The 14096-nt window shown below is 71.2% G+C and carries 14 protein-coding genes; 9 read left to right on the top strand and 5 right to left on the bottom strand.

Annotation, left to right across the window (positions count from 1 at the left end; translation table 11 throughout):
* Positions 1-51: 51 nt before the first annotated feature.
* From V6V47_RS23630 to V6V47_RS23610, 5 genes are all read left to right on the top strand, one after another.
* Positions 52-1806 carry a DEDD exonuclease domain-containing protein gene (locus tag V6V47_RS23630; RefSeq protein ID WP_334630514.1) on the top strand — a complete coding sequence of 585 codons (1755 nt, stop codon included), beginning with the start codon at positions 52-54 and terminating at the stop codon, positions 1804-1806.
* A gap of 129 nt (positions 1807-1935) precedes the next feature.
* Complete coding sequence (locus V6V47_RS23625; RefSeq protein WP_334630578.1) at positions 1936-3726, top strand: RelA/SpoT family protein; 1791 nt, start codon at positions 1936-1938, stop codon at positions 3724-3726.
* A gap of 53 nt (positions 3727-3779) precedes the next feature.
* The gene (locus V6V47_RS23620) at positions 3780-4322 is read left to right on the top strand and encodes an NUDIX hydrolase (RefSeq protein ID WP_334630513.1); all 543 of its coding nucleotides are present in this window, start codon (positions 3780-3782) and stop codon (positions 4320-4322) included.
* A complete protein-coding gene (locus tag V6V47_RS23615) occupies positions 4319-5188 on the top strand; it encodes a nucleotidyltransferase family protein (RefSeq protein WP_334630511.1) in 870 nt (289 codons plus the stop codon). The genes V6V47_RS23620 and V6V47_RS23615 overlap by 4 nt, the downstream gene beginning before the upstream one ends.
* 79 nt (positions 5189-5267) lie before the next feature.
* Positions 5268-5555 carry an Lrp/AsnC family transcriptional regulator gene (locus V6V47_RS23610; protein ID WP_334630510.1) on the top strand — a complete coding sequence of 96 codons (288 nt, stop codon included), beginning with the start codon at positions 5268-5270 and terminating at the stop codon, positions 5553-5555.
* A gap of 69 nt (positions 5556-5624) precedes the next feature.
* On the opposite strand, the gene V6V47_RS23605 is transcribed toward V6V47_RS23610, so the two are convergent.
* From V6V47_RS23605 to ctaE, 5 genes are all read right to left on the bottom strand, one after another.
* A complete protein-coding gene (locus V6V47_RS23605) occupies positions 5625-6317 on the bottom strand; it encodes a DUF4142 domain-containing protein (RefSeq protein WP_334630509.1) in 693 nt (230 codons plus the stop codon).
* A gap of 193 nt (positions 6318-6510) precedes the next feature.
* Complete coding sequence (qcrB, locus tag V6V47_RS23600) at positions 6511-8142, bottom strand: cytochrome bc1 complex cytochrome b subunit (protein WP_334630508.1); 1632 nt, start codon at positions 8140-8142, stop codon at positions 6511-6513.
* Entirely contained in the window at positions 8139-9227 is a 1089-nt protein-coding gene (qcrA, locus tag V6V47_RS23595; RefSeq protein WP_334630507.1) for a cytochrome bc1 complex Rieske iron-sulfur subunit, read from the bottom strand. Before qcrA ends, qcrB begins: the two co-directional genes overlap by 4 nt.
* Before the next feature lie 64 nt (positions 9228-9291).
* Positions 9292-10128: a cytochrome bc1 complex diheme cytochrome c subunit gene (gene qcrC / locus V6V47_RS23590; RefSeq protein WP_334630506.1), complete on the bottom strand. Its 837-nt coding sequence runs from the start codon at positions 10126-10128 to the stop codon at positions 9292-9294.
* Between the two features lie 72 nt (positions 10129-10200).
* Positions 10201-10800, bottom strand: a complete 600-nt coding sequence (gene ctaE / locus V6V47_RS23585; protein WP_334630505.1) for an aa3-type cytochrome oxidase subunit III — start codon at positions 10798-10800, stop codon at positions 10201-10203.
* Positions 10801-10908: 108 nt separating this feature from the next.
* Here ctaE and V6V47_RS23580 point away from each other — a divergent pair, with 108 nt between their 5' ends.
* From V6V47_RS23580 to V6V47_RS23565, 4 genes are all read left to right on the top strand, one after another.
* Positions 10909-11826 carry a cytochrome c oxidase assembly protein gene (locus V6V47_RS23580; protein ID WP_442934294.1) on the top strand — a complete coding sequence of 306 codons (918 nt, stop codon included), beginning with the start codon at positions 10909-10911 and terminating at the stop codon, positions 11824-11826.
* A gap of 176 nt (positions 11827-12002) precedes the next feature.
* Positions 12003-12398 (top strand): hypothetical protein, encoded by a 396-nt coding sequence (locus tag V6V47_RS23575; protein ID WP_334630504.1) that lies wholly within the window; start codon positions 12003-12005, stop codon positions 12396-12398.
* Between the two features lie 89 nt (positions 12399-12487).
* Positions 12488-13534 (top strand): anthranilate phosphoribosyltransferase, encoded by a 1047-nt coding sequence (gene trpD, locus V6V47_RS23570; protein WP_334630503.1) that lies wholly within the window; start codon positions 12488-12490, stop codon positions 13532-13534.
* Positions 13535-13806: 272 nt separating this feature from the next.
* Positions 13807-14019: a hypothetical protein gene (locus V6V47_RS23565; RefSeq protein ID WP_334630502.1), complete on the top strand. Its 213-nt coding sequence runs from the start codon at positions 13807-13809 to the stop codon at positions 14017-14019.
* Positions 14020-14096: the final 77 nt, after the last annotated feature.

Genomic DNA, 14096 nt, shown 5'->3' with positions numbered 1-14096 from the left:
GGTGGGGCGGCTGTGACGGGAGTGTCGGACCGACGCGCTAGCGTGCCGCCGATGGCACAAACGGAATACGTCCAGGAGTCGCTGGCTGGTCTCGACCCGGCGGTCGGTGGGGTGGACCCGGCGCTGCCGCTCTACGCGACCACCTTCGTCGTGGTCGACCTGGAGACCACCGGCGGCGCACCGGACGGCGGCGGCATCACCGAGATCGGCGCGGTCAAGGTGCGGGGCGGCGAGCAGCTGGGCGTCCTGGCCACGTTGGTCAACCCGGGGCAGCCGGTTCCGCCCTTCATCACCGTGCTGACCGGGATCACCCAGGCCATGTTGATGCCGGCGCCGCCGATCGAGCAGGTGCTGCCCAGCTTCCTGGAGTTCCTCGCCGATGCCGTGCTGGTGGCCCACAACGCCCCCTACGACGTGGGCTTCCTCAAGGCCGCCTGCGCCAAGCACGGCTACCGCTGGCCCAACCCCCGGGTGCTCGACACCGCGGCGCTGGCCCGCCGGGTGCTGACCCGGGACGAGGTGCCCAACCGCAAGCTCGGCACCCTGGCCGCCTACTTCCGCACCGCCGTCCAGCCCAACCACCGGGCGCTGGACGACGCGAAGGCCACCGTCGACGTGCTGCACGGGCTGATCGCCCGGCTGGGCGGGCACCGGGTGGACACGGTCGGCGAGGCCATCGAGTTCGCCCGGGCGGTCACCCCGACCCAGCGCCGCAAGAAGCACCTGGCCGAGGGGCTGCCCAAGGTCCCGGGGGTCTACATCTTCCGGGGCGCCGACGAGCGTCCGCTGTACGTGGGCACCTCCGGCGACATCGCCACCCGCGTGCGCAGTTACTTCACCGCCGGGGAGAAGCGCGCCCGGATCTCCGAGATGCTGGCCGCCGCCGAGCGGGTCGAGGCGGTGGAGTGCGCGCACTCGTTGGAGGCGGAGGTCCGCGAGCTGCGGCTGATCGCCGCGCACGCCCCTCCCTACAACCGTCGGTCGAAGTACCCGGAGCGGATGGTCTGGCTCAAGCTGACCGACGGTCCGTACCCTCGGCTGTCGGTGGTCCGCGACATCTCCCCCGCCGACACCGCCTACCTCGGGCCGTTCACCTCCCGGCGGGCCGCGGAGCTGGCCGCCGCGGGCTTCCACGACGCCGTGCCGCTGCGTCAGTGCACGCACCGGCTCTCGCTGCGCACGGTCACGCCGGCCTGCGCGCTGGCCGAGCTGGGTCGCTGCCCGGCACCCTGCGAGCACAAGATCACCCCCGAGGAGTACGACCACCGCGCCGCCGCGCCGTTCCGGACCGCGACCGCCAGCGACCCGCAGCCGGTGGTGGACGCGCTGCTGGCCCGGATCGAGGTGCTCTCCCGCGACCAGCGGTACGAGGAGGCCGCCGTGGTGCGGTCCCGACTCGCGGCGGTCCTGCGCGCCACCGTGCGGATGCAGCGGCTGGCCGCGCTGACCGGGATCGTCGAGCTGGCCGCGGCCCGGCCGGCCGCGCGCGGCGGTTGGGAGCTGGCCCTGGTTCGGCACGGTCGGCTGGCCGGCGCTGGGGTCTCGCCACCGGGCGTGCACCCGCGACCGACGTTGCGCGACATCCGGGCCACCGCGGAGACGGTGCCCGGTGGGCACGGCCCGGTGCCGGCGGCCACGGCAGAGGAGTCGGAACGCATCCTGTCCTGGTTGGAACGGCCGGAGACCCGACTGGTGGAGATGTCCTCCGGATGGTCCTCACCGATCGGTGGCGCGGCCCGGTTCCGTGACCTGCTGGCGAAGGCCGAGAACGGGGCGTCCCACCAACTCTCGACCGAACGCTCATGACCAAGTGTCCGATCGGACTACGTCACCTCGCTTAGGCTGTTAGAGAAGTGCAGTCCTGCCCGTTTCGTGGGCCTGCCCCCGACCGCCGGGTTTCCGGCGCCGTGGGGCCGGGGTGAGGAGGTGTCCCTCGTGGACGTCGACGCCGGACACGGCGCCGCCCTGGGGGGCGCCCTGCCGACCCAGTCGGGCGAGTTGCCGCTGACTCGCAGGCTGCGGTCGCTGCTCACCTGGCCGACCACCGACTCGGACCCGGTCACCCAGCTGGTCCGCACCCACCGTGGCATCCACTCCGGCACCGAGCCCGCGGTGCTGCGCCGCGCGTACACCATCGCCGAGAACATGCACCGCGGGCAGTTCCGCAAGAGCGGCGAACCGTACATCACCCATCCCCTCGCGGTGGCGCAGATCTGCGCCGAGCTGGGCATGGACACCACCACGCTGGTGGCGGCGCTGCTGCACGACACCGTCGAGGACACCCGCTACACGCTCCAGGCGCTCTCCGAGGATTTCGGCGGCGAGGTCGCGCACCTCGTCGACGGGGTGACCAAGTTCGACAAGGCGTTCTACGGCAAGGCCGCCGAGGCGGAGACGATCCGCAAGATGATCGTCGCGGCCGCCAAGGACGTCCGAGTGCTGATCATCAAGCTGGCCGACCGGCTGCACAACATGCGCACCCTCGGTGTGCGCTCCGCGGCGTCGCGGGAGCGGATCGCCCGCAAGACCCAGGAGGTGCTGGTCCCGCTCTGTGACCGGCTCGGCATCCAGAGCCTCAAGCGCGAGCTGGACGACGTGGTGCTGCTGCACCTGGAGCCCGACGAGCACGCCCGGCTGGCCCGGCACGTGCACGATCGGCCAGGCTGGGACGCGTACCTCGACGCGGTGGTCGCCCGGGCCCGGGTGGCGCTGCGGCGCAGCCGGGTCGACGCCGAGGTGAGCCCCCGCCCCCGCCACCTCTACTCGATCTGGAAGGACACCATCGCCGGCGGCCACACCGCGCCGTACGATCTGCCGCGCATCTCGGTGGTGGTCGACGGCCCGGCCACCGACTGTTACGCGGCGCTGGGCGCGATCCACGGCACGTGGCGACCCATCCCCGGCCGCTTCAAGGACTTCATCGCCTCACCGAAGAACAACCTCTACCGCTCGCTGCACACCAGCATCCGCGGTCCACAGGACCGCACGGTGGAGGTGCTGATCCGCACGGAGGAGATGCACCGTTCGGCCGAGTACGGCATCGCCGCCGACTTCCGCTTCCCGCGCGCGAGCAGCAGCGCGGCATCCCGGGCCGAGCAACTGGACTGGCTGCGTCGGGTGCTCGACTGGGAGCCGGACGCCGCCGACCCGGCGCAGTTCCTCGAGTCGCTGCGCTGCGACCTCGCCGACGGGCAGATCCAGGTCTTCGCCGACGGGCGGCAGGTCGTGCTCCCGGCCGGTGCCACACCGGTCGACCTGGCCTACGAGCTGGGCAACGCACGGGGCGACCACTGCCTCGCCGCCCGGATCAACGGCCGGCTGGCGCCATTGAGTTCCGAGCTGGACGAGGGCGACGTGGTGGAGATCTTCACCGAGAACGACGCGGACAACGGCTTCGAGGCGGGTGTGGCGCCGCGCGGCCCGAGCCGGGAATGGCTCGGCTTCGTCAAGTCACCGCAGGCGCAGATGCAGATCAACCGGTGGTTCGCCGAACACACCGAGCCGGGCATCACGATCAGCGACAAGGTCCGCCTCGGCCGCGCCACCATCGGCCTCGCGCTGCGCCAGCACAACCGCGGGCTGGCCAGCGACCTGCCGCTGCTGCGCCTCTCCGAAGAGCTGGGCTATCCCGACCTGGAGACGCTGCTGGTCGCGGTGTTCGACCGGGTGATCGAACCGGACACCGTGGTACGCCAGCTCATCGACCTGGTCGACCATCGACAGTGACCGGTCGGGCCCCAGCGCGTCCGAAGGACATTCGTGACCACTAGCCTGGGGTCATGATCCCCCGCTCCCGTGCCACCGGTCGGGCCATCTTCTACCAGGCCTTCTACCGGCTGCCGCTGCCGGTGCGCCGTCGCCTGGTCCGGCTGGCCGTGCCCAAGTACATCGTCGGTGCGGTCACCCTGGTCCGCGACGCCGAGGCCACGGGCGCGGGCCGCTTGCTGCTGCTGCGCCAGCCGCCGGGCAAGGGCTGGTCGCTGCCCGCCGGTCTGCTCAACCGGGGCGAGGCGCCGGTGGTGGGCGCGGCCCGTGAGCTGTTCGAGGAGTCCGGCATCCGGCTCCCACCGTCCCGGCTGCGCCCCGCCGTACCGAACGCGATCGTGCACGCGAAGGGCTGGGTGGACACGGTCTTCGAGGTGGAGGTGCCGGCCACCAGCACCGAGCTCGTCGTCGACGGCGCCGAGGTCTTCGAGGCCGCCTGGCACCCGCTGGACGACCTGCCCAAGCTGACCTGGGCGACCGCCCGACTGCTCGCCTACTACGACATCGGGCCGCTGGCCGGGCAGTTCCCGCCACCGGTGCCCGACACCACGCCGTGACCGCGGCGGCCGGCGGGCCGGCGGAGGTCTGCGCGGTGGTGCTCGCCGCGGGCGAGGGCACCCGGCTGCGTCCACTCACCGAGCGGGTGCCCAAGGCGCTCTGCCCGGTCGGCAACGTGCCGCTGCTGGACCGGGCACTGACCCGGCTGTCCGGGCTCGGCCTGGCCGGGCCCGCACACGTCGCCGTGAACGCCTGCTACCTCGCCGATCAGGTGGTCGCGCACGTCGGTGACCGCGCCCACCTGTCGGTGGAGCCCGGCGCACCGCTCGGCACGGCGGGTGGGGTGGCCAATCTGCGGGACTGGATCGACGGGCGGCCGGTGCTGGTCGGCAACGCCGACGCGTACCTCGCCGACCCGGCCGCTCCCCCGGGCCCGGACGTGGCCGCGCTGCTCGACGGCTGGGACGGCCACCGCGTACGCCTGCTCGGTCAGCCCGCCGCGGACCCGGCGGCGCCGGGCACCTTCGCCGGGCACGACTTCACCGGCTTCTCGCTGCTGCCGTGGCGGCTGGTCCGGGACCTGCCGGTGGTCTTCTCCGACCTGGTACGCGCGGTCTGGCGGCCGGCCGAGGCGGCCGGCGCGCTGGAGGTGGTGGCCTATCCGGGCACCTTCTACGACACCGGCACGCCGGCCGACTACCTGGCTGCCAACCTGCACGCGGCGGCCGGCGGCGCCCTGGTCGACCCGGCCGCCACGGTGACCGGCCACTGCGCGGAGTCCGTGGTCGGCGCTGGCGCGCGGGTGCTCGGCGACGTGCGGCGCACGGTGCTCTGGCCGGGCGCGACGGTACGCGCCGACGAGCGGCTGCGCGACGTGATCCGGGCGTCCGACGGCTGCACCGTGCCGGCGAACGCGCGCGGCTGAGCCGCGACGGCTCCCGCCTCCGAGCCCGGGCGGAAGCATCTAGCATGGGCGACGACGCCGACGAACGGAGAAATGCCCCGTGATCACCGCGATCGTGCTGATCGACTGCGCCACCGACGCGATCCCCGAGGTGGCGGAGAATCTGGCCAACCTTCCCGGCGTCAGCGAGGTCTACTCGGTGGCCGGGCACGTCGACCTCATCGCCATCGTCCGGGTCCGCGAGTTCGACCAGATCGCCGAGGTGATCGCCGGCAGCATCTCCAAGGTGCCGGGCGTCCTCAACACCGAGTCGCACATCGCGTTCCGGGCGTACTCCCAGCTCGACCTCGAGGAGGCGTTCGCGATCGGCCTGGCCGACGCCGACTGAGACCGTCGTTCGACGCGCGACGGCCGGTCCACCGCGTGGGTGGACCGGCCGTCGTGCTGTGCCGCTACGTCAGCTTGCGCTGGGAGCAGGGGCCTCGGTGCCACCCGGCAACGGGGCTTCGGTGCCACCGGGGACCGGAGCCTCCGTGGTGCCCGGAGCCGGCGTCTCGGTGGTGCCCGGAGCCGGCGGCGAGGTGCCACCCGGGCTGGGCGTACCGCTGGCGCTGGTCTGCGGGACCGGAATGCCGAGCTGGTTGGCGAGCCGGACCAACTCGTCGTAGTGCGCCTGCAGCGTCGGCAGGGCGTTCTGCGCCAACTGGACCACCGACTGCTCGGAGCCCTGCGAGATCTCCGTCTGGGTGGCCTGGATGCTCTGGACGTGGCCGGCCAGCTCCGCCGTCACCCATTCCCGGTCGAACTCCTTGCCGCTGGCGTTGTTCAGCCTGTCGATGACCGTCTGCTGATCGGCGCTGGGCTCGTTCGGCAGTTCCACGTTGAGCTGGGACGCGGTCTGCTGCACCGTCTGATCCAGCTGGGTGTGGTCGGTCTTCAACATCGCGCCCAGGTCCTTGACCCCCTGGTTCTGGCCCTTCTGCTGGGCCAGGTCACCCGCGGTGATCTCGAACAGGTTGACCTGGTGCACCGCCTGCAGATACTGGGTGTCCTGCGTCGACGGCTGTGCCGCGGCCTGCGCGGCCGCAGCCGGCGCAACGCCGACCAGTACCAGCGCGGCCAACAGGCCGAGGCGTTTGATACCCAACATGCTTCCCCCCCTTGAGACGTTGGACCGCTCGGATACCCGGCTCACGGGGGTTATTCCTGCGATCGCCCGTCGCGCGGGGTCTACCGGTCCCGCCGTGGCCGTCCCACTCCTGGTCGGATGGGCGGTGGGCGGAGAAACGACGTGGCGCCCGCCGGAGATCCGGCGGGCGCCACGTTCAGGTGCGTTCGGGGGGTCAGCGCCGGCTGTCGCCGCTGCCGATCTCCGCGCGCTCGGGCCGAGGCTCGACCGGCGGGTGCCCCGGCGAGACCGGCGCTTCGACCGGCTTCTCGATCGGGTAGAAGAAGCCCCGGATCGCGGGACCGAGGGCCCCGAGCCGGTTCATCTTCTTCGGGACCACCCAGCCGACGTACTCCAGCTCGCCGTGACCGTCCGCGTGCCCGTTCGACGCGCTGAGCGGCTGGTGCACCTCGACGAACCGGCCGTCCGGCATGCGCCGGATGATGCCGGTCTCCACGCCGTGCGCCAGCACCTCCCGGTCGTGCTGCTGCAGGCCCAGGCAGAGCCGGTAGGTGACGTAGTACGCCAGCGGCGGGATCACCAGCAGGCCGATCCGGCCGGCCCAGGTCATCGCGTTCAAGCTGATCATGAACTTGTCCGCGATCACGTCGTTGCCGCCCGAGAGCGTCAGCACGACGTAGAACGACACGGCCATCGCGCCGACGGCGGTCCGGGCAGGTGCGTCGCGGGGCCGCTGGAGCAGGTTGTGGTTCTTGCGGTCCTTGAGGTGCCGGGCTTCCAGGAACGGGTACATCGTCGACAGGCCCACCAGGATGCCGGGCAGCACCACCGTCGGCCAGAACAGCGGCGGAATGACGTATCCGTCACCGATCGGGATGTTGATCTGCCAGGCGGGCATGAGTCGGGTCGAACCGTCGAGGAACATGACGTACCAGTCGGGCTGGCTGGCGGCCGAGACCACCCACGCTTCGTACGGGCCGAACAGCCAGATCGGGTTGATCTGGAACAGACCGCCCATCAGCGCGATGACGCCGAAGACGACCATGAAGAAGCCGCCCTGCTTGAGCGCGTACCGCGGGAACATGCGCTCGCCGACCACGTTGTTGTTGGTCCGGCCGGGGCCGGGCCACTGGGTGTGCTTCTGCTTGAACACCAGGCCCAGGTGGACGCTGATCAGCGCGAGCAGCAGACCCGGGATCAGCAGGACGTGGGCGATGAAGAACCGGCTGATGATGATCTCGCCCGGGAATTCCCCGCCGAAGATCGACGAGGTGACCCAGGTGCCGATCACCGGGATGGACAGCATGATCGCCGAGGCGATCCGCAGGCCGGTGCCGGAGAGGCCGTCGTCCGGCAGCGAGTAGCCGGTGAAGCCGGCCAGGAAGCCGACCCAGAAGAGCAGCGAGCCGATGATCCAGTTGGTCTCACGCGGCTTGCGGAAGGCGCCGGTGAAGAAGACGCGCAGCATGTGCACGACGATCGCGGCCATGAACAGCAGCGCCGCCCAGTGGTGCATCTGCCGCATCACCAGACCACCGCGGACGTCGAACGAGAGGTCCAGGCTGGAGGCGTACGCGGCGGACATCGGCGTGCCCTTGAGCGGGGCGTAGCTGCCGTCGTAGACCACCTCGGTCATCGCCGGCTCGTAGAAGAAGGTCAGGAACACACCGGTCAGCAGCAGCACCACGAACGAGAACAGCGCGATCTCGCCCAGCAGGAAGGACCAGTGGTCCGGGAAGACCTTGTTCAGCAGCTTGCGCAGCGGGGTGGACACCTGGAAGCGGTCGTCCACTCCCACCGCGGCCTTGCCGGGTGCCGCTGCCAGGTCAAACTTTCGACGCTTCATGGCCGCTCCCAGAAATCAGGCCCGACGGTCTCGGTGTAGTCGGACTTCGCCACGAAGAAGCCCTCGGAATCCACCTCGATCGGCAACTGCGGCAGCCGCCGGCTGGCGGGGCCGAAGACGGGCCGGGCGTTGTCGGTGATCAGGAACTGGGACTGGTGGCACGGGCAGAGCAGGCGATTGGTCTGCTGCTCGAACAGGCTGGCCGGGCAACCGGCGTGCGTGCAGATCTTGGAGAACGCCGCGTAGTTGCCCCACATGTAGTCGCCGTGACCGACCCGCTCGTTCGCCCGGCGGGAGTTGTCCGCGTCGGTGTCCCGCAGGTGGATCAACAGCGTCGGCGAGTCGGCGTGCTTGTTGCTCACGCCGTGCTCGATGCCCGGGAAGACGGTCAGCTGACCACCGCTACTGATGTCCGCCGGACGCACCGGACGGCCGTCCTCGCGGACCAGGCGGATCCGCTGGCCACCCTCGGCCGCGGCGAACCCGGTGGTGAACATCTGGTTGTTCTTGTGCGGCTGCGAGATCAGACCGCCGACCAGCGGTGCGGCGGCGACCGCGGCGACCGGCGCGAGACCGGCCAGCAGCGAGATGCCGAGCAGCGGGCGACGCTTCACACCCAGCTCGTCAGCCATGTAGAGCATGGTCTGGCCGGTGATGTTCCGGCTGTCCTCGTCCACGACACCCTCGTGCCGGTCCTGGATCGAGACCTCCTTGGGCAGCAGCTTCTTGCCCCAGGTCAGGATGCCGAAGCCGACGGCCAGGAGGGCCACACCGAGGGTCGCGCCGAGCAGCGGGGTGTAGAACTTGTCACCGCCGCGGCCGGGAGCGTACTCCCACGGCCACCAGATGTAGATGGCCAGGAAGGCGGTCGCCGCCAGGCCGGTGAGCAGGAAGAAGCCGGCGACCACCCGGGTCAGGCGGCGCTCCGCCTTGGTGCCGGGGAGCACCTGCGGCTCGTAGTGGACGATTTCGATGTCGTCCCGACGCGCGCCCTCGCGGACGACGTCGAACCGGGTCAGCCCGGGGGCGTTCAGGTCGAGCGGCTCCCGGCCCTGCGGGGCCGGGTGCTCGGTGTGCGTGCTCATGCCGTCACCTCGCTACGGGTGGCGCCGAGCGGCACCACAGCACTGAACTGGACGATCCGCTCGGTCACGACTTACCCGCAATCCACAGGCTAGCGAACACGAGCGCCACGATGCCAACCAGGAAGATCGCCAGGCCCTCGGTGGACGGCCCGTACCGACCAAGGTTGAACCCACCCGGGTCCTGGTCGTTCTTCAGCGTCTCCTGGATGTACGCGATGATGTCGGCCTTCTGCTCCGGCCGGAGCTGGTTGTCCCCGAACACCGGCATGTTCTGCGGGCCGCTCAGCATCGCCGCGTAGATCTGCCGGTCGGTCGCCGGGTGCAGGCTCGGGGCGTACTTGCCCGAGGAGAGCGCACCGCCGCCGCCGCCGAACGCGTGGCACTGCGAGCAGTTGATCCGGAACAGCTCGCCGCCGGCCGCGACGTTGCCGTCCTCGTGCAGGTCGTCGCCCTCCGGGACGATCGGGCCGCCGCCGAGCTCCTGGACGTACTGGCCGAGCTGGCGGACCTGCTCGTCGGTGAAGACCGGGGGCTTGCGGTGCGCCTGGGCCTCCTGGCGGGCCAGCGGCATCCGCCCGGAGCTGACCTGGAACTCGACGGAGGCGGCGCCCACGCCGATCAGGCTCGGCCCGCGGCCCTCGACGCCCTGGGCGTTGCGCCCGTGACAGGTCACACAGCTCACGTCGAACAGCGCCTTGCCCTCGGCGGCAGCGCCGGTCAGCGGCGGATTGTCCTGCGCCTGGGCGCCGGGCGCGAAGACGGTGTAGGCGCCGCCGGCGAGCATCAGCGCGGCGATCAGCCGGACCGCGGCGCCCAGCCGGCGGCGGCCCCTGCTGCGCACGGCGGGCCGCCCGCGCAGCCGCGCGAGCAGACCGCGTCGGCGGTCGTTGTCAGAAGTCATGAGCTGTGTCCTTAACCGGTTGGACCTTGTCTCAGGGGACGGAGCAGCGGCGCGGAACGTGACGCGCCAAGATCACTGAAGCCAGTAGATCATGGCGTAGAGGCCGATCCACACGACGTCGACGAAGTGCCAGTAGTACGACACGACGATCGCCGAGGTCGCCTGCGCCGGCGTGAACCGCCCCATGGTCGTGCGGACCATGAAGATGATGAAGGCGATCAAGCCGCCGGTCACGTGCAGACCGTGGAAGCCGGTGGTCAGGTAGAACATCGAGCCGTAGCCATCGGCGTTGATCTTGACGCCGTCCTCGATCAGGTGGCGGTACTCGTTCACCTGACCGAGCACGAAGATCAGGCCCATCACGAAGGTGACGGTGAACCAGCGCCGCAACGCGTGCACGTCACCCTTCTCCGCCGCGAAGACGCCGAGCTGGCACGTCACCGAGGAGAGGACCAGGATCACCGTGAAGGTGGTCGCGTACGGGATGTTCAGCGCCTCGGTGTGCTTCTCCCACTGCTCCGGCGCCGCAGCGCGGATCGAGAAGTACATCGCGAACAGCGCCGCGAAGAACATGAGTTCGCTGGAGAGCCACACGATCGTCCCGACGCTGACCATGTTGGGTCGCGTCAGAGAGTGGATCCGGCTCTTGTCAATGGCTGGGGCCGCAGTCACGCCGTCATTATTGCCCCTGACCGGGGCCGGCGATCAGCGGGGTGGCAAACCTGCGCCTTCCGTGGCCCGAGCGACAAGGTCCGGTTCGCCTGGCCTAGCCTGAAAAGCGTGCTGCACGTCGATCCGATCTTCACTGCCACCTCGGCCCCGCCGCCGTTCACCGTCGGCACGGTGCTGACCGCGACCCGGCTGGACAGCTGGCTGGCCCTCGGACTGGTACTCGCCGCCGGCCTCTACCTCTACGGGGTGTACCGGCTGCGCATCCGCGGCGACCGCTGGCCGGTCGCCCGTACCGTCTTCTTCCTGGTGCCTGGCCTGGGCGGCATCGCGCTGGTCACGGTCAGTGGGCTGCACGCCTACGACACCGCGCTGCTGTCGGTGCACATGATCCAGCACATGGTGCTCTCGATGGTGGCGCCGATCTTCCTTGCGCTGGGCGCCCCGATGACTCTGGCCCTGCGGACCCTGCCGGTCGGGCCCCGCAAGCGACTGCTGGCGATCGTGCACAGCCGCGTCGCCCGGGTCCTCAGCTTCCCGCTGGTGGCCTTCGCCATCTTCGTGGTCAACCCGTTCGCGCTGTACTTCAGCGATCTGTACCACTTCACGCTGGTACACGCCTGGGCACACGAACTGGTGCACGCGCACTTCATCCTCACCGGCTGCCTGTTCTTCTGGCCACTGCTCGGCCTCGACCCGCTGCCCGGCCGCTGGCCGTACCCGGCCCGGGCGCTGCTGATGCTGCTCTCCGTGCCGTTCCACACAGTGCTCGGGCTCACCATCATGCAGAGCACGACCCTGTTCGGCGGCGACTGGTACCCGTCGCTGCACCTGGGCTGGGCCGACCCCTGGGACGACCAGGTGCTCGCCGGCGGCATCCTGTGGGCCGGTGGCGAGTTCGTCAGCGTGACCATGATCGCGGTCCTGGTCGTGCAGTGGGTCAAGCAGTCCGAGCGGGAGGCCCGCCGGATCGACCGCGAGCTGGACCGCCAGGAGGCCAGCGAGCGCGCCGCAGGCACCCCGGCCTGAGCTGCGCCGACGGTACGCACGGCGGGCGCGGTGTCGGCTACGTCACCTGGACCGGTACGATCTCGGGCAGCTACGAGGTGGAAGCGGAGTGCCGGCATGAGCGAGCGCAGCGAACGAATCATCGGGCTCAGTGCGATGGTGCCTCATGACGGCACGGAGCGAAGCGGAGTGCCGGCATGAGCGAGCGTCTTTGTACCGTCCTGCTCTACAGCGACGACCCGCAGGTCCGTGACCGGATGCGGCTCGCCATCGGCACCCGACCCGCGCCTGGGCTGCGGATCGAGTTCGTCGACGCGTCGACCTACGCCGAGACCATCCGACTGGTCGACGACTACGAGATCGACCTGCTGGTGCTCGACGGCGAGGCGAGCCCGGGCGGCGGCATCGGCATCGCCCGGCAGATCAAGGACGACCGGGACGAGGCTCCCCCGACCTGCGTGGTGATCGCCCGCGCCGCCGACCGATGGCTCGCCGCGTACGCCGAGGTCGACGCGACGCTGGTGCATCCGCTCGACCCGGTGACCACCGGAAGCACGGTGGCCGAGCTGCTGCGGACGCACGCACCCGCCTGACGTCCCCCGCTCCCCGGCACCGACAGGCGCCGGACCCGTCGGCGCCCGTTCCAGCCCACCCCGCACTTCGCACGCTCGGGAGGCCCGCCATGGGCGATCGGACCTGGCCGCACCTGCTCAACGCGCTGCTGCGCGGCGACGAGCTCTCCACCGCCGACACCCACTGGGCGATGGACGAGATCATGACCGGCTCGGCCAGCGCGGCGCGGATCGCCGGCTTCGCCATCGCGCTGCGGGCCAAGGGTGAGACCCCGGCTGAGCTGGCCGGCCTCGTGGAGGCGATGCTGGGTCGCTCGGTCCCCGTGGTGCTCCCCGAGGAGCTGCGCCGCACCGCGCTCGACGTGGTCGGCACCGGCGGTGACCTCGCCCACACGGTCAACATCTCCACGATGACCGCGCTGGTGGTCGCCGGCACGGGCGTACGCGTCGTCAAGCACGGCAACCGGGCCGCCTCCTCCCTGTGCGGCACCGCCGACCTGCTGGAGTTCCTCGGCATCCCCCTGGACCTCGGCCCCGAGCAGGTGGCCCGCTGCGTCGAGGAGGCGGGCATCGGGTTCTGCTTCGCGGCCCGGTTCCACCCCGGCATGCGGCACGCCGGCCCGGTCCGCCGCGAGGTGGGGGTGCCCACCTTCTTCAACTTCCTCGGCCCGCTGACCAACCCGGCCCGCCCCCGGGCTGGCGCGGTCGGCTGCTTCGACGCCCGGATGGCCCCGGTGATGGCCAGCGTGTTCGCCGCCCGCGGCGACTCGGCGATCGTGATGCGCGGCGAGGACGGGCTGGACGAGTTCACCACCGTCGCGCCGACCCGGGTCTGGGCGGCCCAGAACGGCACCGTACGCGAGGCTGTGCTGGACGCGACGGACCTCGGGGTACCCCGGTCCACCATCGGTGACCTGCGTGGCGGTGACGCCGCGTACAACGCCGGCGTGGCCCGTCGCCTGCTGGCCGGCGAGACCGGCCCGATCCGGGACGCGGTGCTGGTCAACGCGGCGGCGGCACTGGCCACCCAGGGTCCGCTGGACGGCGACCTCACCGAGGCGCTACGCGCCGGCCTGGACCGCGCGGCCGAGTCGATCGACTCCGGCGCGGCAGCCGCCACCCTCGACCGCTGGATCGAGATCGCCACGACCGTGTGACCACGCGGAGCAGGGTCCGCAGGCGCCAGCCCTGATCGACTCGGGTTCCATGGAGACGGGGTGTCCGGTCGGGTGGAATCGCCCGATGTCGGTGATGTCGAGTGGATCACGTCGAGCGACCTGCGACGCGGCGGCGTCGAAGCTCCGGCAGAAGGCCTGGACCGACGGTGCGCGGGGATATGTCGGACCCGCGTGGGAAACTACAGCCGAGTAGTTCTCCGCTTCCATTGTGTGCCGGAAGCGAGCCGTCAGGAGTGTGGAAGGAGACGCCCATGTCGGACCGCGACCTCTACTGCGACGTCTGCGAGGGCGCGACACCGTTCGAGGCGCCCCTCTGCGGCGACGACCACGGCACCGACTGCCCCGAGCTGGTCTGCGTCCGCTGCGGCAACGCCGTGCTGATCGCCACGTTCGCCTTCCGGGCAGCCCGGCTGGCCGACCACCACCAGCAGCAACGCCGCCCGGCCCACCGCCGCGCCGCCTGACCCCGCCGCCCAGCCAGCCCCTCCCCCGCGGCGCCCGCCGCCCCCCCCCCCCCCCCCCCCCCCCCCCCCCGGCGACG

Source organism: Micromonospora sp. CPCC 205539 (genome assembly GCF_036906815.1).
GTDB lineage: Bacteria > Actinomycetota > Actinomycetes > Mycobacteriales > Micromonosporaceae > Micromonospora.
This window is presented reverse-complemented; position numbering and strand designations above follow the sequence as displayed.

Excerpts from the sequence above, each read along its gene's own strand:
- V6V47_RS23630 (WP_334630514.1), top strand. The coding sequence starts at position 52 with ATGGCACAAACGGAATACGTCCAGGAGTCGCTGGCTGGTCTCGACCCG.
- trpD (WP_334630503.1), top strand. The coding sequence starts at position 12,488 with ATGGGCGATCGGACCTGGCCGCACCTGCTCAACGCGCTGCTGCGCGGC.
- V6V47_RS23620 (WP_334630513.1), top strand. The coding sequence starts at position 3,780 with ATGATCCCCCGCTCCCGTGCCACCGGTCGGGCCATCTTCTACCAGGCC.
- V6V47_RS23565 (WP_334630502.1), top strand. The coding sequence starts at position 13,807 with ATGTCGGACCGCGACCTCTACTGCGACGTCTGCGAGGGCGCGACACCG.
- V6V47_RS23575 (WP_334630504.1), top strand. The coding sequence starts at position 12,003 with ATGAGCGAGCGTCTTTGTACCGTCCTGCTCTACAGCGACGACCCGCAG.
- qcrB (WP_334630508.1), bottom strand. The coding sequence starts at position 8,142 with ATGAAGCGTCGAAAGTTTGACCTGGCAGCGGCACCCGGCAAGGCCGCG.
- V6V47_RS23605 (WP_334630509.1), bottom strand. The coding sequence starts at position 6,317 with ATGTTGGGTATCAAACGCCTCGGCCTGTTGGCCGCGCTGGTACTGGTC.
- qcrC (WP_334630506.1), bottom strand. The coding sequence starts at position 10,128 with ATGACTTCTGACAACGACCGCCGACGCGGTCTGCTCGCGCGGCTGCGC.
- qcrA (WP_334630507.1), bottom strand. The coding sequence starts at position 9,227 with ATGAGCACGCACACCGAGCACCCGGCCCCGCAGGGCCGGGAGCCGCTC.